General features: G+C 36.9%; 23 protein-coding genes. All 23 read right to left on the reverse strand.

The genetic code is table 11. The features are described 5' to 3' along the window. Positions 1 to 151: 151 nt before the first annotated feature. The gene (locus tag SR187_RS10270) at positions 152 to 550 is read right to left on the reverse strand and encodes an Imm70 family immunity protein (RefSeq protein WP_050579630.1); all 399 of its coding nucleotides are present in this window, start codon (positions 548 to 550) and stop codon (positions 152 to 154) included. Between the two features lie 307 nt (positions 551 to 857). After that, positions 858 to 1457 carry a response regulator transcription factor gene (locus SR187_RS05715; protein WP_120171796.1) on the reverse strand — a complete coding sequence of 200 codons (600 nt, stop codon included), beginning with the start codon at positions 1455 to 1457 and terminating at the stop codon, positions 858 to 860. Beyond that, the gene (locus SR187_RS05720; RefSeq protein WP_120171797.1) at positions 1435 to 2943 is read right to left on the reverse strand and encodes an ATP-binding protein; all 1509 of its coding nucleotides are present in this window, start codon (positions 2941 to 2943) and stop codon (positions 1435 to 1437) included. Before SR187_RS05720 ends, SR187_RS05715 begins: the two co-directional genes overlap by 23 nt. Before the next feature lie 3 nt (positions 2944 to 2946). Then, positions 2947 to 3636 (reverse strand): ABC transporter permease, encoded by a 690-nt coding sequence (locus SR187_RS05725; RefSeq protein ID WP_120171798.1) that lies wholly within the window; start codon positions 3634 to 3636, stop codon positions 2947 to 2949. A gap of 364 nt (positions 3637 to 4000) precedes the next feature. Next, the gene (locus SR187_RS05730) at positions 4001 to 4720 is read right to left on the reverse strand and encodes an ABC-2 family transporter permease (RefSeq protein WP_120171799.1); all 720 of its coding nucleotides are present in this window, start codon (positions 4718 to 4720) and stop codon (positions 4001 to 4003) included. Continuing rightward, a complete protein-coding gene (locus SR187_RS05735; protein WP_120171800.1) occupies positions 4698 to 5612 on the reverse strand; it encodes an ABC transporter ATP-binding protein in 915 nt (304 codons plus the stop codon). Before SR187_RS05735 ends, SR187_RS05730 begins: the two co-directional genes overlap by 23 nt. Continuing rightward, positions 5584 to 7653, reverse strand: coding sequence for a cysteine peptidase family C39 domain-containing protein (locus SR187_RS05740; protein WP_120171801.1), 2070 nt, complete (start codon positions 7651 to 7653; stop codon positions 5584 to 5586). Before SR187_RS05740 ends, SR187_RS05735 begins: the two co-directional genes overlap by 29 nt. 39 nt (positions 7654 to 7692) lie before the next feature. Next, on the reverse strand, positions 7693 to 10170 hold the full coding sequence (locus SR187_RS10095) for a DUF4135 domain-containing protein (protein ID WP_231996424.1): 2478 nt from the start codon (positions 10168 to 10170) through the stop codon (positions 7693 to 7695). 92 nt (positions 10171 to 10262) lie between these two features. After that, a complete protein-coding gene (locus SR187_RS05755; RefSeq protein WP_227985572.1) occupies positions 10263 to 10439 on the reverse strand; it encodes a type A2 lanthipeptide in 177 nt (58 codons plus the stop codon). An 828-nt stretch (positions 10440 to 11267) separates the two neighbouring features. Then, the gene (locus tag SR187_RS05765; protein ID WP_120171803.1) at positions 11268 to 12278 is read right to left on the reverse strand and encodes an HNH endonuclease family protein; all 1011 of its coding nucleotides are present in this window, start codon (positions 12276 to 12278) and stop codon (positions 11268 to 11270) included. 96 nt (positions 12279 to 12374) lie between these two features. Further along, positions 12375 to 13118: a PoNe immunity protein domain-containing protein gene (locus SR187_RS05770; protein WP_120171804.1), complete on the reverse strand. Its 744-nt coding sequence runs from the start codon at positions 13116 to 13118 to the stop codon at positions 12375 to 12377. 9 nt (positions 13119 to 13127) lie between these two features. Next, complete coding sequence (locus SR187_RS05775) at positions 13128 to 14915, reverse strand: T7SS effector LXG polymorphic toxin (RefSeq protein WP_269460243.1); 1788 nt, start codon at positions 14913 to 14915, stop codon at positions 13128 to 13130. Between the two features lie 16 nt (positions 14916 to 14931). Further along, on the reverse strand, positions 14932 to 15285 hold the full coding sequence (locus tag SR187_RS05780) for an Imm59 family immunity protein (RefSeq protein ID WP_120171806.1): 354 nt from the start codon (positions 15283 to 15285) through the stop codon (positions 14932 to 14934). Further along, positions 15285 to 16265, reverse strand: a complete 981-nt coding sequence (locus SR187_RS10100; protein ID WP_231996425.1) for a glycohydrolase toxin TNT-related protein — start codon at positions 16263 to 16265, stop codon at positions 15285 to 15287. Before SR187_RS10100 ends, SR187_RS05780 begins: the two co-directional genes overlap by 1 nt. A 504-nt stretch (positions 16266 to 16769) precedes the next feature. Beyond that, positions 16770 to 17186: an Imm70 family immunity protein gene (locus tag SR187_RS05790; protein WP_120171807.1), complete on the reverse strand. Its 417-nt coding sequence runs from the start codon at positions 17184 to 17186 to the stop codon at positions 16770 to 16772. A gap of 30 nt (positions 17187 to 17216) precedes the next feature. Next, entirely contained in the window at positions 17217 to 18914 is a 1698-nt protein-coding gene (locus tag SR187_RS05795; protein ID WP_160113879.1) for a T7SS effector LXG polymorphic toxin, read from the reverse strand. A gap of 10 nt (positions 18915 to 18924) precedes the next feature. Next, the gene (locus SR187_RS05800; RefSeq protein ID WP_120171809.1) at positions 18925 to 19209 is read right to left on the reverse strand and encodes a TIGR04197 family type VII secretion effector; all 285 of its coding nucleotides are present in this window, start codon (positions 19207 to 19209) and stop codon (positions 18925 to 18927) included. A gap of 1 nt (position 19210) precedes the next feature. Continuing rightward, positions 19211 to 19645 (reverse strand): YwqH-like family protein, encoded by a 435-nt coding sequence (locus SR187_RS05805; protein WP_120171810.1) that lies wholly within the window; start codon positions 19643 to 19645, stop codon positions 19211 to 19213. A gap of 3 nt (positions 19646 to 19648) precedes the next feature. After that, positions 19649 to 19975: a DUF4176 domain-containing protein gene (locus SR187_RS05810; RefSeq protein WP_120171811.1), complete on the reverse strand. Its 327-nt coding sequence runs from the start codon at positions 19973 to 19975 to the stop codon at positions 19649 to 19651. A gap of 13 nt (positions 19976 to 19988) precedes the next feature. Next, on the reverse strand, positions 19989 to 24350 hold the full coding sequence (gene essC, locus SR187_RS05815; protein WP_120171812.1) for a type VII secretion protein EssC: 4362 nt from the start codon (positions 24348 to 24350) through the stop codon (positions 19989 to 19991). Between the two features lie 11 nt (positions 24351 to 24361). Then, on the reverse strand, positions 24362 to 25525 hold the full coding sequence (essB, locus tag SR187_RS05820) for a type VII secretion protein EssB (RefSeq protein WP_323131743.1): 1164 nt from the start codon (positions 25523 to 25525) through the stop codon (positions 24362 to 24364). A gap of 16 nt (positions 25526 to 25541) precedes the next feature. After that, positions 25542 to 25784, reverse strand: coding sequence for a type VII secretion protein (locus tag SR187_RS05825; RefSeq protein ID WP_120171813.1), 243 nt, complete (start codon positions 25782 to 25784; stop codon positions 25542 to 25544). A 4-nt stretch (positions 25785 to 25788) separates the two neighbouring features. After that, positions 25789 to 26253: a type VII secretion protein EssA gene (essA, locus tag SR187_RS05830; RefSeq protein WP_120171814.1), complete on the reverse strand. Its 465-nt coding sequence runs from the start codon at positions 26251 to 26253 to the stop codon at positions 25789 to 25791. Positions 26254 to 26260 lie beyond the last annotated feature (7 nt).

Consider the following 26260-nt stretch of genomic DNA (forward strand, 5'->3'; position numbering starts at 1 on the left):
TCAAGTCCTTTAGATCTAGAATTGAACAAAAAAAGCGAACAAAACTAGTTTTCTGACAATCAGAATCTTGGTTTGTTCGCTTTTTATATATGAGATTGGACTATTGTCCCAACCTCTTTTGAGTACTGCTAGTATTTCTTATAGCACATAACTAAATGGTACTTATTTCAAAAGGTTTTTCCACTGAAATTGCATGTTCAAACACCCTAATCATCACATCCAGTAAATTACTACCATTTAAAGTGATGAAATAATCCGATAGTAGTTTAATTTCCGAGCAAATTTGATTTCCCCAAGGAGCAGATTCTTCTAAGTTCTCAAAATCCCAAACATTGTCATAAGACGACAACTTGCTAAACTCTATTCGAATATTCTGCAGTTCAAGCAGACAATCCTTTAAATTATACACTGAAACTCTACCATAATACAATTCATTCATAAGGATTGGATATCGACTACCCCATTTTGAATTTTCAAGGCGTATAAATACAGTTGAAAAAAAATGAATTAAAGAACCCAACTGATCCAACAGTGTAATAGCGCAGACCAACTTTTAATGCAACTGACATCTCATTCTCCTTTAAAGCGCTATTTTTAAAATGGTATATTAAACAAGACTAAACATTTTTGCTTTGATATTTTTTCTTAGATATAAAAGATGACACCAAGAACACTATGAACAACAGAACATCAACAACGTACAAAGACCTACTCTCAAGATATATTCGGATAGCATTGACCAAAAAAGCTATTGATAGAACGAGAAAAACGTACGGTATGGATTTTTTCATGAATTTCAACCTCCTCAATATCAGTATACTGAAGTCGTAGTAAAGAATCATGAGTAAAAAGGGTAATTATTTGATATATCCTAACTTTTGAGCCTTTATAACCGCCTTTAAAGTTGAATCCACTTCAAGTTTTTCTAATATATTTTGGATATGGTTTGTTAAAGTCCTATCAGAAATATAAAGAGATTTCGCAATATCTTTTCGTTTTTCACCATTGCCTAAGTGCATAAGAATCTCTTTTTCACGTTCTGTTAGTCCATCTATAAAATAATTCTGATTGGGAAAATAGTCTTTCTCGCAGGAGATATCTTTAATAATTTGAATTAATTTTTTAGAACTTATATTTTTAGGAACAAATCCTTTTACCCCAATTCGTTGAGCTTGATATTCATATACAGGTAAATCAAAGCCTGTTAATAGTGCAATCTTACAGTCGCTGTATTTCTCTAAAATATCTTGAGCTATTTCAAAACCATCTGAACTAAATTTATTGTCTAAGTTAATGTCTAACAATATCACTCGATATTCTGTCAAAGTTGAAAACAATTTTTTAAAATCATCCTCATTAGTCACAATATCAATGTGAATGTCTGACTGATACTGATGTATAGCTAAGGCTAAACTCTCTGCAAACAGGCTATGGTCATCTATTAATAAAATTTTCAATCGCTTTCTCTCCTTCCATCATCAGTTTGATATCAACTTGCAATCCATTAGAATCAGCTTGTTGAAAGGTAATAGCTCCTCCTACTGCCTTTACTTGTTCTTCCAAAACTGACAACCCGTGTCCGTGTTTAAAAGGCTTTAGCTTTTGATAACAACCATCATCAATGACCGACAAAGAGAGCTCCCGTCCATCTCTAACCAATGTAACAGTAATCGTTTGGCCTCTGGAGTATTTATAGGAGTTATTAACGAGCTCTCTTAGCCATCTGTAAATTAGAAAATCATAAGGAGGGTAGATTACTAAATCTTTTGCTGAATAAAATGCTAGAGAAATAGCCGTTTCAGGATAACGTTTTTCAAACGATTTTAGCACCATACGATAATTGTCATATAATGATAACCCTTTGAGTAACTGAGGACTATACTGATTCATTCGCTCACGGACAAAAATATTGAGATACTCTAATCTTTCTTCTATCGTTTTGACAGCGATACTTGGATTATCCAATCGAGATAACTGAATCAAAGCGTTTATATCCTGAAGAATATTATCATGCAAGAAATTCGCAAACTCTTGATTCAAAGCTTCCTCTTTCAAAACTGAACTAATCCCTACATAATCAGAATACGTACTTCCAGTTATTAGTCTGTAACTTTCTCCAAGTAACTGTAAGAAGTACTGAGTATATACAATAATTGTTACAATTTCAAGAACAACTAAACTCCTTCTATTTAAAATTAGAATAAACAGAACAATATAAAATAAAACTAGAAAGATAATCGTTAGCAATTGTTCTTTTTGCCTAAATACTGCGTCATTATGATAAAACAAGATGAGTACTAATCCTGCAATTAGAGCTAAAAAATAAAATAGCCATAAACCAGAAAATAAAACTGATGATTGAAAAAAAATGAAACCGATAGAAGTGAAACAAATTATGAGATAAGAGATTAACACCATTAACCAATAAAATCTATTGGAATCATTTCTATAAAACGTTTGCTTGCTCCTTAGAAAAACAATTAAGAGAGCCATCACGAAAGTGACAACCAAATAAAGCGAAAAGGCAAGACTAGTCAATTCTGGAAAAAATAAGCTTGTACCAGATAAAAGTCCTACTATCATCATGAACAGATAAAATGAAGTCTGTAACTTTTGAAAAAACAAGCTAAGAGATATGGATATTAATGAAGAATAGATTATGATGCCAGTTAAATATTGTAACCAAATAGGAACTGCAGTCCCCCCTATGACAAATAAAATAGAGTGACACTGACCAAATCTAACTAACCATACAATAAATTTGCTAATTTTAGACCTAATAGAAATTGTTCTATGCAAAATAAAATCCAATAGTAATAATACATTTAAAACAAGCAAAAGCAAGCTAGTTTCGATGTTATCTAGAAATCCTTTAAAGGACAAATAAATAAATCCTGTAATAAACAAAGCATAATACGCTGTACTTAACAAATTTCTTCTCATGTTTTACTCAAATCTATTCTTTTTCCTAAGTAGTATTATACCAATAAAAGACAAAGAAATGATTAGGAAAATAGCTAAATAGTGGATTGCAGTAAATGATTTAAAATCAGCCACATAACTTAAATAAGAGTACGGGTTAGCAATCCATATGATTTGTCCTAAAGGGAGACGTCCGAGGACGACTCCTACAACAGCTACTAAAATTGGTAATACATAAGTCCCACTGAACTGATGTATCAGCAGACTAATATTGACAAGTGCAACGATGCTTAAAATTGATAGGATCAAAAATAAACTATTATCAATAACCACGTTGAGGACACTCTCTCCTCTCAAGGCAACAAATACTAGTGGAATAAAAAAGTGACAAAGAAATATGAGTGGTATTACTATCCAATAAAATTTCAATATGGAGAACTGTATCTGTTGGCTAGAGATTCCTTTTATTGTTAAGTTTTGAAAAGCAGTATTCTCTACTTCACGGTAAATAGAAATGATTAGGAATACAGGAATCATCACTGGTAGTAAAAGATTACTGTATAAGTCTAGACCTGTCACAAATAAAACCTTTGCAGGAATCTCTTTGATTGTATATCCTGCGTAGCTTTGAAAAATGACTAAAAAGATACCTATCCCTATAAATACAGGAGCTAAATAAGTTCTCTTATACTTTAAAAATTCTAATTTCCACATAATTATAATCATTCCTTTCGTTTCATTCAAGGCTAAACACCGAATGAAAGGGTGCAGTTCCTTTATTTTTCCTTTATATTATAAAATGAGAAGGCCTATTACGACTACAGATCACGGAGAGATAAGTAGGTGAGTAGCTCTGTCTCCACCTCTAATTTTATAGGTTTAGCTCATCCCATCAAGCACAACTAACTGTGACGCTGTACACAGAAAACCAAAACAAGACAATGTCTATTCAAAACGCTATTCGCTTCACACAACAACACAGATTCTCTGTTGCTTAGTTTTCAAGCCTTCTTTTTAGCGTGCTCAAAATTACGATAAACCAGACATAAATTAACTGTTATTTTTTCAAACTTACCTACTAAAGATGAAATTTTTTAGTAGTGACTAAAAGAACAGCACCACTCCATATAATATTCCCTAGAGTGATTAGTAAAATTATCATTGGATTAAGAGCACTAGAAGTTATCAAATAAGAAATGCCATTTATTGGAAACACATAAACAAAAATCGGATTAGAAGCAAAAAGAGTTTGCAACAAAATAAGAATAATAACACTGCTTAGGGCAGATATACTGTTTTTTATTAACAGATGGGTACAAAACTGAAGTGTCATCGTGAGTAAGCTGAAAAATATAGTGGACGATAAAACTAAGAATACCCTAGACCAATCAATTACTAACGATAAGTTGGTCTGTGTAACAATAACAAAGAAAATAGTTGACAGTAACTGATAAGAAATTAAAGACAGAGTAACTGTGAAATACTTTGAAAAGAGAATTTTATTTTTCTTGCCTATCCCTAAAAGGAGTAATTCCCAAGTATGGTTATTGTGCTCAGTTGAAGTAACAAAATAGTTAATAATCCCATTTACCACTAAACTCACTAATCCAGAAAAACCCAAAAAGATCAGCATAGCCTTCTGAAAAGGTGTTTGCGCTATTTCCCCAACTCGCACATCTAATGATTTGAAGATAAAAACTGTTCCTAGTAATTGCAAACAAAAAGTAATGCCAAGCAATAACAAAGCTGTGGGAGTTCCCGCAAACCTCCTTATTTCATTTTTTATCAGCGTGACCATACACTTCATCTCCTTTCGTTAAGTCTAAGAAGATTCTTTCTAGATTTTTATTTGGTGAAACCTCCAAAATATCAACTCCTTCTTGTACAATTTCTTTTATTAAAACTGGTATATCTTGCTTGGAAGTCTTTATTTCAAAATGAGTTTCTTTTCGAACAAAAGAGATATTTCGGGCTTTCAAAACATTTTTCAGAACATATGGATTTGCAACTTCCAAATGATATGAGCTTTCCCTCTTATTATAAAGTTCAGAGAGGGGACCCTCAAAAATGAGTTCGCCATCATGTATTATACCGACCATATCCGCAATTGTTTCAATTTCACTAATATGGTGGCTTGATATAAAAATCGTTTTCCCTTCTTCTTTAGCTAGTCTGTATAAGAGTTCTCTGATTTCCACAATTCCTTTCGGATCTAGTCCATTCGTAGGTTCATCTAGTACCAGTATATCTGGATCATTCAGAAAAGCAAATGCTAAACCAAGGCGTTGTTTCATACCAAACGAGAATGAAGAGACTACTCTATTGCAGGCTTCACTTAAGCCCACTAAATTTAAAACTCGATCAATTTCTTCTTTCGGTTTTTTGAGAACTTCTTGTATAATAGCTAAGTTTTCATAAGCCGTTAAGTTTTTATAGTAACTTGGTGTACTAATAAATGCTCCGAATGTTGATTCCTGATTTTTTAAGTCTTTAAGACTTACCCCATCAAAGTATACGTTACCTTTTGTTGCAGGTAATAATCCTGTAAGGATTTTCATCGTTGTGGTTTTACCAGCTCCATTAGCCCCAATAAACCCATAAATTTTCCCTGAAGGAATCCTAATAGTAACATCTTTTAAAATGATTCGATCACCATATTTCTTACTTATATGATTTAAATGTATATCCATTTTCTTCCACTCCTAATTCTAATAGTTTTGATCCAGGTTTGATTAATTCTTTATCATGTGTAATAATAATTTTAGTTGCTCCAAGGCCATCAATAGCTGCCATAATGGCTTTAGCGTTTTCGGAATCCATATTACTTGTTGGCTCATCTAAAATAATAACTTTATATTCTTGCAAAAATAATCTTATCATTCCTATTCTTTGACGTTGACCAGTTGAAAAATTAGTACCATTTTCTAATATAAATAAATTTTCAATATTTAAAACATGAGAGAACACATCTGAAAGATTTAGTTTATCAATTGCTAACATTAATTCTTCAACAGTATAGTTTGGACAGAATAATTTCAAATTTGACTTCAAAGTGCCTTTAAAAAGAATTGACGGATGTGATATATAGCAAACATCTCTTCTTAAATCTAACTTTTGGCTTAGAGAATTAACCCCTCCAATAGTTATTCTTCCCTCATTACCTGCTCCGCTAATACTTTGTAAGCCCAGTAAGATTTTAACCAAAGAGGTTTTACCGCTACCTGATTTTCCAGTTATAAAAAGAGTGTCTCCGTCCTCAAGAGAAAACGAAAGATTTTTGAAAAGATAAGCCGAATTATTATCATATCGATATGATAACTCATCAACATCAACTATGCCATTTTGAAGCTTTGCAAAGGTTTTAGGAGATTGTTCTTCTCCTACTAAATCAATAAGTCTTTCAATATTTGGATACAGACTAGCTGCGTTAATAAGACTACTTACAATTCCCATCATGGGAGAATATAATATCATAGCCATAGAACTAATCAAAGCCACTTCTCCACTTTTTTCAGGACTCAATATAACTATAACTAGACTCACAATAGAAATTAAAAGAGAAAAGAATGTCGACGTAGTTTGCTGGAATGTAACCGATTTAGCTTCTGCAATTCCTCTATCAATCTGCGACTGTACATAGTCTAATAAACTACTTTTAATCTTCTTTAGATAACGATGGGCAATCCCTGATCCAATTAAAAAATTATAAGCTAGGATACCATCACTGGCAACACTTCTAAATATAGACCGTTTATAACTTTCATTTTTAGATAATTTTATTAAATCAGTAATAAATATACAGTTAATGATAGCGATTAGTAAAATTAGCAAAATTATCATACTGGCGTAGATTCCAGCATTTAATATTAGATATAGACTTGCTAAGAAAATAAGCATTGTTGAGATAATCATATTGGGCACTTCAACTGCCAAAAATCTACAGATTTGAGGATTAAGCGATATTCGTGACATAATATCGCCACTATGATATCTAACTATCTCAGATTCAGTTAAACTAAATAATTTCTCATAGATATTAACTGTTGATTTTTCTTCAAGAATTATAGTTTTTTGACTCCGTAATTTTTCTAAAATATAATTCAAGACAGCTGTTAAGCATATTACACCAATTAAAAAGAACACTCTGTGTATATTGATTTCTCTTGTTGACAAGTTATTAATTAATTTACTTATTAAAATAGGTGTCATTAATAAAAATATATTGTAACTCGCCAAAGCAATAGAATAGGTTTTACCAAGCTCAAAATTCCAAATTTTGGTATTTCTGATCCTAGATATCTTATTTATTATGGATAACTTTCGCTTAATAAAAGATTGATTGGGCTTTAGCTCCATACAATAACCTGAAAAAAATGTTATAAATGTATCTTTGTTAAGAGTTTTTCGACCATAATTAGGATCAAGTATAGTTGCCTCTAACTCATTGTACTTTTCTAACACTACAAAATGTGAGAAATCCCAAAAAAGTATTGCTGGAAGAACTATTGATGACATACCTTTCATATCATCTACTCTAAGCACAACAGCATCTACACAGAATTGTTTTGCAACATTCTTTATATCTCCCATGCTCCACCCAACAGCAGTATTCTTGTATTGATATAGTTCTGATAGCTCAACATCTCTTCCTAAATAATCCAAAATCATTGCTAAGCAACATGGTCCGCAATCATTTTGCTGGGTTTGTAACTTTTCTCTTATTTTTTTCATTGCTCTTTACCTAAAAATCCTAGAGTAATAACAGAACCTCTAAGTGTTTTTTTTTCGTTTGAGATAGTAGAGAAATCCTGATATTCCTGTAAATAGCGATATATCTTTTTTCAGAATGTTATTGTGATTGGACTTAAAAATTAAGGTTTCCTCCAACATTTTCAGTTTCTTCTGATACTCGTCAGAAAGTAAATTATCTTGATTCAATACTTGAAAGAAATCCAATCCGCCTAAAAATCCATGGCATAATGAATAATCCTCAGTCTCACTTAACTTATTCATTAGATAATCAATATTAGATAACACTTTATCAAGATATTTAGAGTCGTTACTTATTTTAAATAAAATATATTCAGAAACAAGATATCCTGTCAAACCGTTGCACCATCCCGATCCAGGGTATAACATAATATTATCCCGACTCTCAAAGTATTTAAATCTATTAGCAAACTCTGAATTATCTGGTAAAACAAGAGAACATATTTTATAAATAACTTTTATACCAGTAAACCCATGTGCAAACCCCACTTTAAACTGTTCCTGGTCTTTTGTTAATTCTAGAAAAACTTCTCCTAACTTCTTTAATTCAGCAATATCTACAAATTTTGGATTTTTCAAAAATATCAAATATTTTTGTAAAATTAAACCACCGACTCCATCAATTATATCAAATTCAGTAAAGTCTAAATTGGGAATTATATCATCTTCTTTTATTGGAGAATTGCTTAAATTTTTATAAAGCAATAATGAAGCATAGCCATCAATTAGGCCTACGTCTTTTGAATTGATAATTTGTTGTTCAATAACTTTTAAATCAAATATTTCTTCCAATTCATCGTAAGATAATAACAATCCTAACTTCCCTTCATACAATCCCAAATTAGATTCTCCATATATGTAATTCCCATTAGGATCTTTCTGAAGGGTAAGAGCATACGGCGGTGTATCACTAAAGATTGACTCTCTTACTAATTTTTTAACATCTGCTTCAAGATGATTATTTCGCACTTGAGAAAAATTGTAATTATCAATATTTAAACTGACTCTAAGAAGATTTAATTGATATTGTAAATCTGCTTCAGACATACAATTTAACTTAAAATCTATAGAATCGTACAGACTCATAAAATTTTTTGCGTCAGTCATTGAAATAGTTCCAAAGTTACCAAATGTAAACAATGGAACTTCACCATTAACCAATTGATCAATTTCAATCATGATGTACTTCTTTTCATGACTATTAATCACAGGTATTTCTTTTAAGAAACTTGTTAAAATATTTCTTGTTTTTAGCTCGTCCATCAATAAATCTGGTACAGTTATTCGATCAATAAGTGCTGAATATATAGACGTATTTCTTAATACCAATCTACACTGTAAGACATTTTTATACTTTAAGATTACTGTTTTTAAAATTTTATAATAACTTCTTAACCTTGAATAACCAAAGATGAATCCAGATTCAATATCACCTAAAAACTTATTAGCCGAGACATGAACATCATCAAGCACTGGTAAAAATTCTTTAATGTCTTTAAATTGATGCTCTTTTAATATTAAGCGTACTTCTGAACTAAACGGGTTTATTTCTTCAAAAATTTTTTTTACAACAATATTCTCTTGACCTATACTACTACAGTCAAATATTCCATCAAAATTTCGTCTATATTTCATGGGTAATAACCCAGTTGAAAAGATACTGTTTGAAATTTTTCCCTCTAGTTGAGACACAGGATTTATTAACGTTTCAAAATCGATTACATAGGGATGTTCTTTACAAGCAATAATATTTTCATTGTGCATATCATTTCCATTCAACACATACGTAAATGCTAGAAGTATTCCCATATTTCTATAAAATAAATGAATTTGATCTTTATCATGACAAGATAAATTGTCAATTTTCTCTTGAATCATAAAATTGTTACCAACAAATGTATCAGGAAACTTGAAATACTTGGAGTCGAATACTCTACGATTTAATTCATTCAAAATTGGATACAGAGTATATCCTGAAGTTTTATAAAAAAATGATTTACTTTGAAGTTGAAAGCTTATATTCCTATTACTACCATGATTGTCTCCCACTATTGATACTATTTTAACATTTATATTTTCCTTATTCAGGTCAAAATTTTCTATAATTTCATTATAATTTTGGCTTAAATTTGCTAAAAAACATTCAATACTCTGCTCATAATTGTCCTTTAATAACTTTAATCTTCTTTTTAAGACTGGATATTTATCAAGAAAGTATAATCCGTCATTAAGTATACTGTTACAAAATTCATTGTCTTCTTTATATTTTGCATTGGTTCCTTTCTCTATCCTAAATAAATTAATTTCTTGGACTAATACAGGAAGTAGTATTTTTCTGAACTCCTCTTTAAAACTATTAAAAATGCTGTCAGAAAAGGAGCACACTCCATTAAATTTTGAAGTGGCGAATGAAAATTCTTCTATAACCTTCGATATGACTACATCAAAACTTCTTTCCTCTGCTATATTATTTGCCATATATATTACCTCTAAATAGAATAACAGGAAATGCCCTATCAAAAAATATGATAGGGCATATATAGCTACATAGCTACAAACTAATTTTTATTTTAACAGTTTTTACAACCAGAGATGAATCCAATGTTTACACAGATATTTGATAAAAAGCCTGGGCAATCTTTGGTTAAAGTCTTAACAAGCCCACTTCCAGCACCACCGACTAATAATGCAATTTCTTGATCAGTTGCAGTTTGAACATAAATTTCCGGATTAGTATTATTCATCATAAATTCCTCCTTGAATAAGTAATTATTTGTAACTATGTTTCCCTACAACTTCATTATAAATCGATTAGTGATGTAAAGCATGAGTAAAAAAGGCAAAAAATAAAAATTTTTTTGGTTCCAAATCTAAAAATATCGAAACATAAAAATAAAGTAAGCGTCCAGTAAAAACCTCTGAAGTCAAGAGTAACTTCAGAGGTTTTTAATTAATCAGGAAACAAGTACGAAAGTCTAGGATTGGTATTCATAAATCTTATTCTACTGTTTTAACACTAAATGACTATAAGACAATCTCTTCTTGTTTATATTACTAAATTTATCAATTTCTTTCTGCAAATTGGTCTCAATTTCTAATTTTATAAGCATAACCATTAGAAATAGCAATAGCCTCTCGTTCCTCGAGTGTTCTAACCCTGCCTATTTTTTCCTGTGAGCTAATTCGATAAATTTAATAAAATTTTCTGCTACCAGTACTTTCTTACCTAACAAATCATGATAAAGAGTATATGCTCCATAATCTTGTTCTGAAATAGAAATGACATAATAATCTCCACCACTATTCATACAATAGAAATAAATTTAATTCTTTTAAATCGTCCAAGAGACCATACTTTTTAATTTCAAATATACTTTTGCTCCATATTCTCATTCCAAAAAAGCAATAATATCATCTTTTTTTCTTCCAATCTTTATTGTTGTCTTGGGTGTATACCACCGTTATACTTTTCAAGAACTTTAAATATAATTCAGGCAATTTGATAGTCATCTGATCTCTAAATTAGAAACTGACCGTAAACTATTTTCAAACTTCGAAATCAACATATTAAACTCCTACTTCAAATAATAAAATCCACCATAATGAGAGAACTGTGAATGAATATCTATATCGACCAACTGTAAAATACCATTTTTATAATCATGATGTATTGCATAACCAGTCAAATCATCAATTCCTTGCTTTGCAAATTCTTCTACAGCTAAACGCCTGTCTAATGCTCTATCTCCTGTAAATTGTTTAATAGAAACTGTGGCAAGATCCCTGTCGCCATGATACATAACCTCTTCTGGGAAATCAACCACATGCACCATTTGACCATTAACTTCTTTTAAAGAATATGGAACAGTTACACCATCAGAATTAGTATATTTCCAGACTTGACTACCGTCCGCAAATTCTTCAATCGTCAATGTTCCGTTTTTCTTATTAAACCAATCTCTGACTACTGGAGAACCTTTAGGTTTGTTGTCTTGAACAAATTTGGTTACTGTTCCCTTATGTGCATTCTTCATGTCATCCCAAGAATCAAAGGTATTTACTTTGACAGGTTCATCAAGAACATCTAGCGGGGGAGTAGAGGTGGAGTGCGGAATTTCATTAGGAGTTTTAGTGTTTAGTTTATTCAAACTAAACTTCCCTGCCAAGGAAGAACCTGCCGAAGCACCAGCCATACTAGTTAAAAATTTAGCCGCATTGGCCTGTGAGTCACTAGCTCCTAAAAGTTTAGCTCCGTGATAACCAAGTTCTCCTCCGCCCCATGCCCCCAAAGCACCTCCACCAAATTGAGCTAGGCCTTTTACAACACTTCCAGTTTGACCAATTGGTGCAATAATGGAACTACCGATACTAAAGATTTGACCAGTTTGATGATAGAGTTGGTTATTTCCCAAGAAAATGGTATCTCGGATAGGATTGACCGCAAAACTCTTGGTATCGCCTAGAGAGCCATAAATAATATCTTGTTCGGCCTCGATCATGTTCGAATAGCCATATAAAGCAGTACCTGTACCAAGTGTTGCACCATCAACAACTTTTTCTTGGAAAATAGCAGAGCTGAAAAACAAGCTCTGCTAATACAATCTGTTATTCTTTAGTATATCAGTTAATTCCTAAAAAGAACATCGGGCTAGATGATTTCTAAAATCAACTTGATACAATGACTAACCCTTCCAATGTACCATATCATAAGGATAATATTGCTGTCCCTCAAGACTACTATCATCTAAATCCAATATCTTGGCAATAGCTCCAGCTTCGAAACTCCAATACCCAGCATGAAAGGCTGGATTTTTTGACTTATGGCTATTATACCAAGGGGCATCATTAGAGCCTGGATACCACTTGCTAAAGACATAATGTCTCAAAGCACCAAGTGCCTTCTCCTGACTCTCTGCTTCGATGATAGCTTTAGCGTGAGCGTAAGGGCGTTTAAAGCGAATCTCCTCATGTTGTGGCCAATCAGGACGGTAGTAACGAATCAGAAAGTCCATCAAGTAATCTTGATAATCAACTTTCTCAATATTTTCAATAAAAGGTGCCATTGTTGCAGCATCGATATCTAATAGAATACCAACTGAAATAATATCCAAATCGTCCAAATAATGAATATGGCCATTTAAGACAAGAGATTTAATTTCTAAATAAGCGAGAAAAGCCTCTCTTACTTCAGACATTGAACTTCCTGATGAATATCTATTTTTGAAAATTTTGAATAAATTCATCGCAATTGAATCATTCATATTTCTTATTACTCTCGCATTCGGAAAATGATTTCTTTGCACTCCTTTCTTCTCATCCTCTTTTATCTCTAAAATATCATCCGCAATCATTCTATTGTGCATACAATAAAAGTCTCTTGATTTACTATAATTTTCTAAAGTATTTAATTTATCTCTTACTTGCATAATAACTCCTTATGGCCATGTTCCAATAATATTCGCATCCATATCCAAACGGAAATGACTAACATTTCCATCAATATTGACTTTACTCAAAACGGCTTCGTAATTCCCTTTATCAATGGCTTGCTTTACCCTAAAATAATCTTCTAGATTAGCAAAATCATCCTCATGAATTCTGTTCTTAATCCACTCGTAACTCATTTGCTTACCATCAGCTGTATAAGGATTAAGTTTAGATTTATTAAATTTAGCCTCATCAATAATAACCTTAGGTCCAGCACCAGACTCATTGATGTAAATACCATCAATTCCACGCTCTAATTTAGCATCCAGACTTTCTGGGATGTCCCTGCCAACACGCCTTAAAACATAGATAGAGGTCTCACCACTCCTTGAATTCAACAGATTATCATAAGTTCTAATCTCGCTATAGTTTCCCTTTTGTTTACTAGAAGCAGTATCATAGTCGAAATCGGAAACCCTTCTTTTCAACTCATCTTGGAGCTCAATTCTTTGATTAATGGACTTTTCAACTTTTACATAACTGGACTTAAAGTTAGAACTTTCACGAGCTAGGCGACTCTCCTCAAGGTTTTTAAGAACCTGCTCCTTATTATACGGCGGTGCTTGCTCAGGAACTTTTTTCGTTATCAGTTTATTCAAGCTAAACTTCCCTGCCAAGGAAGAACCTGCCGAAGCACCTGCCATACTACTTAGAAACTTCGCCGCATTGGCCTGTGAGTCGCTAGCTCCTAAAAGTTTGGCTCCGTGATAACCAAGTTCTCCTCCGCCCCATGCTCCCAAAGCACCGCCACCAAATTGAGCTAGGCCTTTTACAACACTTCCAGTTTGACCAATTGGTGCAATAATGGAACTACCGATACTAAAGATTTGACCAGTTTGATGATAGAGTTGGTTATTTCCCAAGAAAATGGTATCTCGGATAGGATTGACCGCAAAACTCTTAGTATCTCCTAGAGAGCCATAAATAATATCTTGTTCAGCCTCGATCATGTTCGAATAGCCATATAAAGCAGTACCTGTACCAAGTGTTGCTCCTGCTGCTACAACAAGAGGTGTTGCTGCTCCTGCGGTTGCTACAATAGCTACTACACCACCTACAACCGTTAAAGCACCAACCACAAAATTTAGAACTCCCTGATTACGACGCTCTTCGGCTGCAATGGCTTCCCAACGAACGGCATCACGTTCCTGAGCCGTCCTAATCCGATCTGTACGATTTGATAAGTGATTAACCGCATTGCTATAAGCTGCCGCAACTTCCTGCATTTGTTGAAGCTGACCTATAGAACCAGGTTGATAACTACCAACATTCCTTGATTGACTCCCATAACTTGCCAACAAGCGTTTAGTTGATGCTAAAAGCTCCTTGAAGGGCACTAAATCTTGCATGGTATGCTGAGATTCATATTGAGCAATACTCTGATGAAGTCTATTCAAATCATTAATCAGAGAGTTGTACTTCATAATGGTCGTCGTATGACTCATCCCTCTATAGGTCAAAATGTCATTAATCTTGGCCTTCTCAGTACTCAATAAATCAAGCTGATTCTGTAAATTATTACGCGATCCCTCCAAATCACTCTTAAGAGTCGTAAGGTTTTGCTCCGGCAATTTTGCTTTGGAAGCATTGTCTATATTATAATAACCGTCTTTATAAAGCAAGAGGGAAGCGGAATAATCCTGCATTAAAGTTCCCAAGACCAAAATAATCGGATAATGAACTTCTGCCAAATAACTCTTCATTCCATTTAATGCTTGTCCTTGAAGAGCAGATATTAGCTGAAATTAAAAGCTACTGACTTATCCTAGGATCAATATCGGGGGGATTCTTTGACCACAGCGGAGAATAATAATTAGTAGGCATATTTTGTTCAACATAATATTTATTTATCAATATAATATCATATAAAAATTGTAGAAACGCTATTTTTGCTTCCTCAAAAGTTTTGAATGAATGTTTACCATTATAGCTACCCCTGTCCATTGTCCCGTATATAAAATATAGTTGTTCTAACTTATCAAACTCAATAACTACTTCCCATTCACCTGGATTTTTATCAGAAAATATTGAATACCTTAAACTTTCGTAACCTAAATTTTGAATTTCTTCTAAAAGTTGTTGTTTATATAATTTCAAAATTTCCATTATTTTATCTCCTCTATCAACCCTAACTTCTCATACCAACTTACTGAGGTTCCAAATTTAACTTGAGTACCTCCACCAGAACCAAAAACAATATCAATCGTCCCCTTTTGAGGATTCGCTATATCTTCAAGAGTAAATTTATAATCCCTCATTAATTTATCAAGTATAAATTTATCTGATTGTGGTAGGTTTTGATAAGCTTTCTCAACGTTTTTCAAATCAATGTTTTGAATGACCTTATATTGATGATAAACTTGATAATCCTCTGGGTACGGCAACCCCCTCTGATTAAAAGGTGTTATTTTACCACCTTCAACTGGACTAGTAAATGTTCCACCTGATTCTCCAAATCGATCAATTATATCACCTATTTTTAGATTAGCTGGATTCATAACTGGTTTCCCATTTTTAAGAGTAAAACCATTATGTAATGGCCAGTTAATAGAACCATCATTCTTTAAATACGAGCGATATCTAACAGGCGTCAACTGACCAGTTGATTTATCAATCTCGCTAGATATATACGCATATCTCCCGTTTTTCCAAACGATTCTTTCTGCAAAGTATTTTCCTTGAAGTTCATATTCTTTTCTAAGATAATCATCCATTCTAGATGAATTTCTAGCAAGGCGACTCTCTTCAAGGTTTTTAAGAACCTGCTCCTTATTATACGGTGATGCTTGCTCAGGCATTTTTTTCGTTGTCAGTTTATTCAAGCTAAACTTCCCTGCCAAAGAAGAACCTGCCGAAGCACCAGCCATACTACTTAGAAACTTCGCCGCATTGGCCTGTGAGTCACTAGCTCCTAAAAGTTTGGCACCATGATATCCAACTTCTCCTCCGCCCCATGCTCCTAAAGCACCGCCACCAAATTGAGCTAGGCCTTTTACAACACTTCCAGTTTGACCGATGGGGGCAATAATGGAACTACCAATACTAAAGATTTGACCAGTTTGGTGATAGAGTTGGTTATTTCCCAAGAAAATGGTATCTCGGATAGGATTGACCGCAAAACTCTTGGTATCGCCTAGAGAGCCATAAATAATATCTTGTTCGGCCTCGATCATGTTCGAATAGCCATATAAAGCAGTACCTGTACCAAGTGTTGCACCAGCTGCTACAACAAGAGGAGTTGCTGCTCCTGCGGTTGCTACAATAGCTACTAGGCACCCGCTACAGTTATAGTAAAATCACTTAAAGAAACTAATTCTTCAAGTGACTTTTTGAGTACTAACTATTACTTTTCTGTAGGTAAATAATCTAAATTTATTGGTTTAGGATTAACCACACCGTCTGTTAAATGTGAGAAAAAAATCTCGTCTGTAGCATCTATCGCCTTTTTCGTAAAATTATTAACATATAAAATCTGGATGAATTCTGATAACCAATACGATTGGTCGTTTTATAATTGAGAATATTGAACTGCTCCAAATTATAACCAACCTTATCCATTACCATATACAGATAACGAGAACTTCTTTAAATTATAAATTTAGTATTTCAATTGGAACATTTTCTTTCAATCCATCTCTGAATGCATTTTTAAATGTAGTAAAAATATTATCACCTGAACTAGTTAAATAATAATCAGATAGATTTTTTACATCCGTACTTATATTATCTCCCCAAGGTGGTGTTTTTGATAAATCATTAGCATCCCAAATTACCTTATCGGGAGAAAGAACTTGAAACTCTCTCTCTATTTGCTCCAGTTCTACAGATGCTTGGCTTATCTGTTCAACAGCTAATTGACCACTATATAAATTTTTCATTACTATCGGAAATTTTTCGCCCCAGCGACCATTCTCAAGATTTATACATACACTCGAAAAGAAGGAATGTAAAAAATCTGGTTCCCCTATAGAATACCAAAAAAAATCCGCTTTCAAACCAACTACCATTACAACTATATTCCTTTCTTTTCTTTAATACTATTTTTTAAATAAAATTTGGACATCAAGTCCCGACTTGGATAATATATTATCTCTGATTTGTTTTAACACGTTAGAGTCTACATTTTGACCTCTAACATCTATAACAACTGTTTGTTTTGTACTCTCAGGAAGATTATGTGTTCTCTGCTTAACCTGTTTACTAACATTATTCACTAGATTACTCCGACCCTTACTAGTTTGTACATTATAATTTTTAACTTCTATACTATGACCAGCCTTATAATACTCAGGTCTCACACTTCCCTTAGTTCCATGAGGTACCTCATTACCATTAAGAAATGATTTTTGAGGTTCATAGCCTGGAAAGTCTTTCCCGACATCAACTTCTGATTGCCTCCAACTCGGTCTCTCAACTAATTCGTCAATACCTGACAAATTTTCTTGCTCAGGAACTTTTTTCGTTATCAGTTTATTCAAGCTAAACTTCCCTGCCAAGGAAGAACCTGCCGAAGCACCTGCCATACTACTTAGAAACTTCGCCGCATTGGCCTGTGAGTCGCTAGCTCCTAAAAGTTTGGCTCCGTGATAACCAAGTTCTCCTCCGCCCCATGCTCCCAAAGCACCGCCACCAAATTGAGCTAGGCCTTTTACAACACTTCCAGTTTGACCAATTGGTGCAATAATGGAACTACCGATACTAAAGATTTGACCAGTTTGGTGATAGAGTTGGTTATTTCCCAAGAAAATGGTATCTCGGATAGGATTGACCGCAAAACTCTTGGTATCGCCTAGAGAGCCATAAATAATATCTTGTTCGGCCTCGATCATGTTCGAATAGCCATATAAAGCAGTACCTGTACCAAGTGTTGCACCGGCTGCTACAACAAGAGGAGTTGCTGCTCCTGCGGTTGCTACAATAGCTACTACACCACCTACAACCGTTAAAGCGCCAACCACAAAATTTAGAACACCCTGATTACGACGCTCTTCGGCCGCAATGGCTTCCCAGCGAACGGCATCACGTTCCTGAGCCGTCCTAATCCGATCTGTACGATTTGATAAGTGATTAACCGCATTGCTATAAGCTGCCGCAACTTCCTGCATTTGTTGAAGCTGACCTATAGAACCAGGTTGATAACTACCAACATTCCTTGATTGACTCCCATAACTTGCCAACAAGCGTTTAGTTGATGCTAAAAGCTCCTTGAAGGGCACTAAATCTTGCATGGTATGCTGAGATTCATATTGAGCAATACTCTGATGAAGTCTATTCAAATCATTAATCAGAGAGTTGTACTTCATAATGGTCGTCGTATGACTCATCCCTCGATAGGTCAAAATATCATTAATCTTAGCCTTCTCAGTACTCAATAAATCAAGCTGATTCTGTAAATTATTACGCGATCCCTCCAAATCACTCTTAAGAGTCGTAAGGTTTTGCTCCGGCAATTTTGCTTTGGAAGCATTGTCTATATTATAATAACCGTCTTTATAAAGCAAGAGGGAAGCGGAATAATCCTGCATTAAAGTTCCCAAGACCAAAATAATCGGATAATGAACTTCTACCAAATAACTCTTCATTCCGTTTAATGCTTGTCCTTGAAGAGCAGAATCACTCATGAACCGAGACATCGCTGACTCAATGCTTGCTAAAGCTTCCGCCCAGCCAGTAATAGTCGTTGAAACCTCTCTTTGAACATTAGTGATATCTTCAAAATGAATTTTATATGCCATGCCTATCCTCCTAAGGAGTGGTTTGTCCAAACTGACCACCCAGTTGTGCATCCATTGCCAACAAACTCAGACCGGTCTGATCCATCAAGTCGATATCGTTGTTGAGAAAATTCGCATAAGCAGTTATCAAAGCAGACAATTCGTTGAACTGATCCCGATATAAATCAAGAGCTGATGATGTAGAGGTATACTCATAAAATTTTGCACTGACATTAACGAGACTTCCCTGAGTTGATTTCAACTGACTAATGTGAGGCTGAAATACAGTTTCTGATAAGGCTATTACTCCAAACATCTTAGCCCTCCTTTGTATGGAATAGTTTTTCAATCATGTTTCCAAGACTATTAATCTGGCTATAGCACCAGCCTATAATACCATTCTGCTCCTGTTGTTGATTCTCTAGTCGAGTAATCTCATCACAGATAGAATCAAAATAAGCATCTAATTCTCGTTGAAATGTCTCATACTCACTGATAAAACCATCCCAATTAGTATTCAATGTGTCCTTATTCTTGCCTTCCCAGCCAGGACGATTATTCTTATGCTTAATGGAAAATTTTATATTACTAACCTCTTGTTGAATAGAGACTATCGAACTTTTTACATTACGGAGACGTCCTAGTTTCTCCTCAATAGAGGTAATAGCTGAAGAAGCCGCATTAATTGAACTCTGATGAGAATTAATTTGCCTTCTTAAGCTATAGATTTGGTCATAATCAACCTTTCCCATCTGTTACTCCTTTGCTTGAGATTTCACCAAATCAGATACTTTTCCTTTAGGGATTTCCGTACTAGACAGAGTGGCTTGAAGATTCTCTAACATCACTTCATTTTCTTCATCTTGAAATCCCTCATGGACAACTTTTAGGATATCCTCATCATTAAAGTAAATCAAATTATCTCCAAGTAAGCCCTCTGGATAAAGGCAAGCCCCATAATCAAAACGATAAATTTGCCCATCTACTGGTGCTGCAATTAAGCGAGCGATAAGCATCATTTTTTTAGTGCTCCCTTTAAGAATAACCACTGTACCAAGTGGCAACATTGTAACTTCTGACATTTTCTTGTCCTCTCTAAATTTCTAATAACTGCACAAACTCATAGCCTTCTGGATAGAGGATATAGCCTTGGTTAGGCCTAAGTGCTGGCTCATTGTTAAGGTAAGGGTAGCGAGTGTGGTTCTGGTCACTGATGCGAACCCCCAAGAAGACTTGGTCAACCAGCTGAAGCATGAGCTTGACGAAACTGTCATAACTATTGTTAACCAAATCTTGGTAGCTACCTACAAACAATGGTGTCACACCATACTTAGGCCCTTCAACCAAGAGCAGTTTCAAGTCAGCTTCGCTCAAACCCACACTCATCCCTGTTGAAGCCAAGTCTGGGATAAGAACCAACCAGTTCTGGTAGCTATCCTGCGGTTTAACGACTCGCTCCTTCAAATCACTAATAATGGTCTGTAGAACATCGCTAACTTCTGTATTGCTAGTAAAGCGATTGAACCCGTCAAATAACTGATTAGGAACCTTTCCATTGTTATCCAAAATAACGGTGTTGTAACGGTCAGACAACCGCTTCAGTTGGAAATCAAGAAGCTTGTAATAGGTGTTGATAAAGGATGGCCCTTCTGCGGCCATTAAGACTGGCTTCTCAAAGCTAAAACCTGCTGGTTGAACCCACTCCCGATCCAAACCAAAGACAAAGTCCTTGGCTGACAGGTCGATGCTTTCAGGCTTGACCTTCTCAGGCAACATCGGGATACCACTTGGTAAATCACCTGTGTAGGCTGTCCTCATGGCTTCAACCTCATTGCCCACTTCGATGATGTAGTCCGCATAGGCTTCACTGGTGTAAGGCAAGGTCACCTGGAACTGGACAATCTCATCAAGTTTAGTAATAGCTCGGCCTTTGATTTCATCCAAAGGAATGTTGGACCGCCCGACAACACCTGACAGGTCACTATTATCAAACAAGAAGAGGGAAATCTTAGTCTTGAAGTTGGACTGGAGCTGAAGACGCATGGCATTGAGGCGAGATAAGGTCGTCACCAGATAAATGCCAAGTGACGCACCGTCACGAGCGATGACGTTAAGCACATCATAGAAAGCATCCGCAAATGGGGCATCCATGACACTATCAAAGCCATCAATCATGACAAAGAGGGTTGGGAAGCTGGCTTCAGACAGCTGGTTGTACTGGCGAAGGTTGGTGGCCTTAAGCTTGGACAAGGCCTTCTTACGCTCCTTAACCATCTGCTTGAGGCGACGCATGGATTTGAGGATTTTCTCCGTCTCATCCAAGGCGAAGTAATCCGCCACATGAGGGAAATCGGACAGGGAAATCAAGCCACTGGTGCCGAAGTCATAGAGATAGAAGTGAACTTCTCCTGGGCTGTGTTTACGCATGGCATCAACTGCCAAGGTCTGAAGGAAGGTTGATTTACCAAAGCCTGGACTAGACACTAGAAGGATGTGACCTGTCTGCTCCATGTCAAAGTAAAGTGGCGACTGTTCCTGCTTCTCTGGGATATCCTGATACCCCACCAAGAGTGGCTTAAGACCAGATGACTCTTTCCAATAAGTCCTAAAGTCCGTTTCCTGCAAGTCTTGCGATAAGACTCGGTCAGCCAAAGGTGGTAACCAAGGACTGGCAACCTTAGGAATATGGAGGTTCTCAAAAATCTCATGAGCCTGTTCCACAATGGCATCCAGCTCCGTCGGCAAGCTCTTGACATCCTTCTGCTTGGACAGACCACTCAGGTCCTTGTTAATGGCCCGATACTGACCGCTGTCTGTGATGTCATAAACCGTCGTCTCACGCTGAACACCAGCCTTGCCGTCTGGGTTGTAATCCGCACCAGACCAGGCTGACTGGAAGAGCTCGTAGATTTCATTGTTACCAACTTGAAGGTAGGCCCGACCAGTCTGAGTAATTTCCGCCGCATCAGGGGTCTTGATGACCTCACGAGAGTCAGCCACATCCTGCACCTTAAGGGCAATCTTGAACTTGGAGTTAGACCAAATCTGGTCATTAACCACACCACTCGGCTTTTGAGTCGCAAGGATTAACTTAACCCCCAACGAACGGCCGATACGGGCCGTTGACACCAATTCATCCATGAAGTCTGGCTGGTTGGCCTTGAGCTCTGCGAACTCATCGCTAATGATGAGCAGATGCGGCAGAGGTTCAGACACCTTGCCCTCCTTGAAGAGTTTGGTGTACTGGTTGATGTGGTTGACATTGTTTTCTTGGAAAATACGCTGACGCTTCTTGAGTTCAGCCTTGATAGATACCAAGGCTCGGTTGGCCTGGTTGCCATCCAAGTTGGTAATGGTTCCCACAACGTGAGGAAGTTTGGCAAAGAGATTAGCCATTCCACCACCCTTGTAGTCAATCAAGAGAAAAGCCACTTCGTAAGGGTGGTAGTTAACTGCCAGAGACAGGATATAGGACTGCACCAGCTCTGACTTACCAGAACCTGTTGTACCCGCAATCAAACCGTGAGGGCCATGCGCCTTCTCATGCAGGTTGAGGTACAGGATATCATCACGACCACGAACACCGAGAGGCACCGACATGGTCTGATAGGTCTCATTTTCCTTCCAGCGGGTCAAGAGGTCCAACTCTTCGACCTTACTCACCCCATACATCTCAAGGAAGGTGATGCTATCAGGGATAGAGTTCCGCATGGTCTGAACATGAGTAATCCCTGCCATGTTTCTGGCAAAGGTTTCCTTATCCTCAAGAGAGATCACTGGAAGTGGGACAAACGCCTGATTGAGGTAGGTAGCCTCCTGCAAAATCAGGGTCGCCTTCTTATCCCCACGGTAGTCCACAACTGTCTTCACATGTTCAGGCAGGCTCTCAATCACCTCTTCCACAAAGACATAGTGAATGCCCAAATGAGACAGGTCTTCATTGATATACTCCATGATGTTGTGATCAAGCATCAGGCTCAAATCGGTAATCAAAAGAACATAGCGTGGGGCATACTGCTTCTCACTTGATTTTTCCTGCTCACTGTCCAGTTTTCTCTCCTTGATAATCTGGTAAAGCGAGGTCAAGAGCTGGTCACGTGTCCGCTGGCTGTAGACAAACCCACGGCTGTTAAACACTTTCAACTGGGTGTGCGGTAACCAACGGCTCCAATTCCAAAGTGGCAACTCTTCCTCACGGAAGATTGGCACAAACTGAACATCGTGGTAGCTCTGGAAGGTCGCCACCTGCATCATGAGTTGTTGCACTTGCTCAATCACCACACGACGAGAACCAATATAGCCAATGGGCGACCCAAGCTGGTTTTGAAGAGGCATTTGGTCCAAATGACGATAGTAAGCCAAGAGTTCCTGAACCTTTTGATTGGCCTCCTCATTGTGCTTGGTCATCTCTGAGTCAGAGTAATCAATGCTAAAGCTCGCCTTGATTTGACCGAGCCCCAAACGGTAGGTCAAAAAATCAAAGTGATAAGGGGTCTTCTCATAGATACGGCGGTCAAGGCCAGCCGCCATCTCAAGTAAGTCCGCTGTCGCAGGATAGTGGTAAAGCAGAGCTGTCTCTTGTTCCGCCTTACTGCTAGCCAACTCCTCGTATTTACCATCCAGATAAGTCAGGTAATCTGAAATCTTCTGCTCTTCCGTTTCACGGTGTTTCTTCTTATCCGCAAAGTAAGAGTGAATGGAGGTTCCGATAGTAATGACAGACATCCCCATCATCATGATAACCATACCGCCGCTTTTAGAAAAGTAGACTGTTAAGCCTGTGAATACAATCATGGCGATTGGGGTCAACAAGAGCTTCACCAGCGATTGCTTGGTATCTTCCGATTGGGTGGGAACAGCTGCTACTGAAATTTTGTTCTCTGGTTCTCTTAAAATAATTCGAGGAGAGCGATGGAAATCCTTCCCTCGATCATCTCGTTCTGACAACTCTGCTGGCAACAAGTTCGTCTGATAATCCCCCACAACCGCAAACTCCAAGCGGTCATTAATTATCGAAAGGAATAAGCCTGAGGCAAAGAGAACAGTGTCATGGTCTTGGAGTGAAGCTTTATCCGCCACCAACTGGCCATTGTGATAAAAGGCTTGGTTGGCAACAAGCTGCCACTCGTCTGCCTGAGGTCTGAGAACAACTTCCAGCGACGGGAGCGACACTTGAATCGTCGCATGGTAATCGGACGATAGGTAAAGCATCCCATCTGGCAAGTAAACACTCTGACGCCCCGCAAATGAAACCACCGTTACCAGCTTCCCTGAATCCAATTTGAACGGGTGCACACCATGTGAATAGGTCTCCTCATCCAAACGAAACCCATCGTCAAGCACCTCGATAGTTGCTGATTGGGAGAAGGGCAAGTGATGCTTTAATAGTTCACTCAACTCATAGGGTCTGCCAGGAAACAAGGGGTAAGCAATGTGTTCAGTAATGACATATAACATGGCCCACCTCCTTATTCCTGAGTGCTTGAAGCAGGAGTCTTTTCACTTGCAGCACCAGCTGTTTCTTCTGGTGTCAGGTAGGTTTTCTTCAACTCATCCAGCTTGGTTTTATAAGTGTTTAATTGACTGGTCCGCTCTTCTGCTCTTAAATCAGGATCGCGTTGAATATCATCGATTTTCTTGGTCATGCTATACATGAGCAATTGGGGGTCATCCAGGAAACTAGCGATATCAATGGCCTCATCAATCTTAGACTGACCAATCAAAATCCAATAACGAAGGTAGTCCTCGTTTGACTGCGTTGAAATTTTACTAAGCTCCTGACGTTGCGTTTCCGTCAACGGCTCTGTCATGATAACCGACAAGGCAACGATGTACTTATCGTCCTGACTAAGTGCCTTGCTATCCGCAGATTTAACGGTTGTAATCACTTTGGAATAATCTTTTTGAATAAAGGCTAAACGGGTTTGACTAATCATCTCTTGTTTTGGTAGAGAAGACAAGAGAACATAGCCTAGACCTGCCGCCAATAACACCGCCCCCAAACTAGCTAAGATACTAGTTGCTTTCAAACGAGCCAGGCGACTCTTGGTAACCACGGCCATGGTCTGCTTATTTTTCTCTTTCTCAGTCTGATACTCGGCTTGAAGTAATGTGCTGACGTCAACTAAAGAGTCTGCCTTCACCAGTTGCTCACAGAAAAGATTGCCACGGTAAAAAGGTAGCTTACCATTGATTAAGGTATCATAGCTGGTCTTCTTGTCTAATACAGACACCATCATGGCCTGATAGCGTGTTAAAAACTCTTCAACCGTCAGTGCCTCATAAGGCGGTACTTGACCTTTAACCCCTCGCTCTACTAAAAGCGGCAGAGCATTCAGGGTAAAGAGGACCTTACTCGGGTGGAAATCATAGGTGTAAACGGTTTGGTTAAGAAGTTCAAACACCTGACCAAGATTGATAAAATGGCGTAGCTGCTCTTCTCGTGTCAAATCAACAAGCCTATCCCAGGCATAGCACCCATCAGGCTGAACCAATTCCAATTGGAGGTTCTCGCCATCAATCGCTACTTTCTGATTGACAAACAAGGGCTGTTTAGCTTCCAAGAGTTGGAAAGCCACTGATTGATTCCCTTTAACCTCTTCTAAAAGCAATTCTCTCATAACTGTTGTCACGCCTCTTCTCCTTATTCTATAATGTTTCAATCACAAGCAGGTCACCGTCTCTTAAGTCCGTTAACTCTTGAAAACGTGACAAGACTTGCCCCTTCTTTCCTTGGCGAGCCAGAGGGTTGTTAAAAACCAAGCCCAGGCCATAGGACTCCGATACCGTCTGTAATAATTCCTGTAGGGCCATCGTTGTCGGCACTCTTAAATCCAGCAAAGGACAACCAACAAGAGATAAGTCCAGACTGATATTGACATAAGATGACATTTGATTAGTTTCCTTTCTGTCGTCTGGTTTGAACAAGCGACCAGCTCATGACCACAATGCCCAAACCAAATAAAGCTAACATCTGCCAGGAAATACCTGGCTTTTTCTCAGTCAACTGCACACCATAATCACTTGACACCGCAAGCTCTGTTTCAGGGTTAAATAACAATTCCCTATAATCCGTTGACCAATTATTTGAGGGCAGATCCTCAAGAAAAATAGCTTCTTTGAGGCTTTTTTCCTCCTCTGAGACGATTGCTTGCTTTTGACTAATGGTGTCTGTGGTCTCTGTCTGAAAGAGCTTAGAGAGTTCTGTCTCCTGCTCAATGTAATAAACTTCTTTGGTCTCTTTCCCCTGATTAATATCCGTGTTAATCTGGAGAGAGCCATCATTGGCAAAGACAAATGATGGCTCCATAACGATAACACTAAGCCACAGGACAAAGAGACGACTGAAATGGCGTTTCATAATTAAT

Origin of the sequence: Streptococcus ruminantium (assembly GCF_003609975.1) — a bacterium.
Lineage (GTDB): Bacteria > Bacillota > Bacilli > Lactobacillales > Streptococcaceae > Streptococcus > Streptococcus ruminantium.

What these genes read in the sequence shown, in the direction of transcription:
- SR187_RS10095 (WP_231996424.1), bottom strand. Translation starts at nt 10,170, where the DNA reads ATGGCAAATAATATAGCAGAGGAAAGAAGTTTTGATGTAGTCATATCG.
- essC (WP_120171812.1), bottom strand. Translation starts at nt 24,350, where the DNA reads ATGTTATATGTCATTACTGAACACATTGCTTACCCCTTGTTTCCTGGC.
- essA (WP_120171814.1), bottom strand. Translation starts at nt 26,253, where the DNA reads ATGAAACGCCATTTCAGTCGTCTCTTTGTCCTGTGGCTTAGTGTTATC.
- SR187_RS05730 (WP_120171799.1), bottom strand. Translation starts at nt 4,720, where the DNA reads ATGGTCACGCTGATAAAAAATGAAATAAGGAGGTTTGCGGGAACTCCC.
- SR187_RS05805 (WP_120171810.1), bottom strand. Translation starts at nt 19,645, where the DNA reads ATGGGAAAGGTTGATTATGACCAAATCTATAGCTTAAGAAGGCAAATT.
- SR187_RS05790 (WP_120171807.1), bottom strand. Translation starts at nt 17,186, where the DNA reads ATGGTAGTTGGTTTGAAAGCGGATTTTTTTTGGTATTCTATAGGGGAA.
- SR187_RS05735 (WP_120171800.1), bottom strand. Translation starts at nt 5,612, where the DNA reads ATGGATATACATTTAAATCATATAAGTAAGAAATATGGTGATCGAATC.
- SR187_RS05780 (WP_120171806.1), bottom strand. Translation starts at nt 15,285, where the DNA reads ATGGAAATTTTGAAATTATATAAACAACAACTTTTAGAAGAAATTCAA.
- SR187_RS05770 (WP_120171804.1), bottom strand. Translation starts at nt 13,118, where the DNA reads ATGCAAGTAAGAGATAAATTAAATACTTTAGAAAATTATAGTAAATCA.
- SR187_RS05800 (WP_120171809.1), bottom strand. Translation starts at nt 19,209, where the DNA reads ATGTTTGGAGTAATAGCCTTATCAGAAACTGTATTTCAGCCTCACATT.
- SR187_RS05740 (WP_120171801.1), bottom strand. Translation starts at nt 7,653, where the DNA reads ATGAAAAAAATAAGAGAAAAGTTACAAACCCAGCAAAATGATTGCGGA.
- SR187_RS05825 (WP_120171813.1), bottom strand. Translation starts at nt 25,784, where the DNA reads ATGTCATCTTATGTCAATATCAGTCTGGACTTATCTCTTGTTGGTTGT.
- SR187_RS05720 (WP_120171797.1), bottom strand. Translation starts at nt 2,943, where the DNA reads ATGAGAAGAAATTTGTTAAGTACAGCGTATTATGCTTTGTTTATTACA.
- SR187_RS05755 (WP_227985572.1), bottom strand. Translation starts at nt 10,439, where the DNA reads ATGATGAATAATACTAATCCGGAAATTTATGTTCAAACTGCAACTGAT.
- SR187_RS05795 (WP_160113879.1), bottom strand. Translation starts at nt 18,914, where the DNA reads ATGGCATATAAAATTCATTTTGAAGATATCACTAATGTTCAAAGAGAG.
- SR187_RS05725 (WP_120171798.1), bottom strand. Translation starts at nt 3,636, where the DNA reads ATGTGGAAATTAGAATTTTTAAAGTATAAGAGAACTTATTTAGCTCCT.
- SR187_RS05810 (WP_120171811.1), bottom strand. Translation starts at nt 19,975, where the DNA reads ATGTCAGAAGTTACAATGTTGCCACTTGGTACAGTGGTTATTCTTAAA.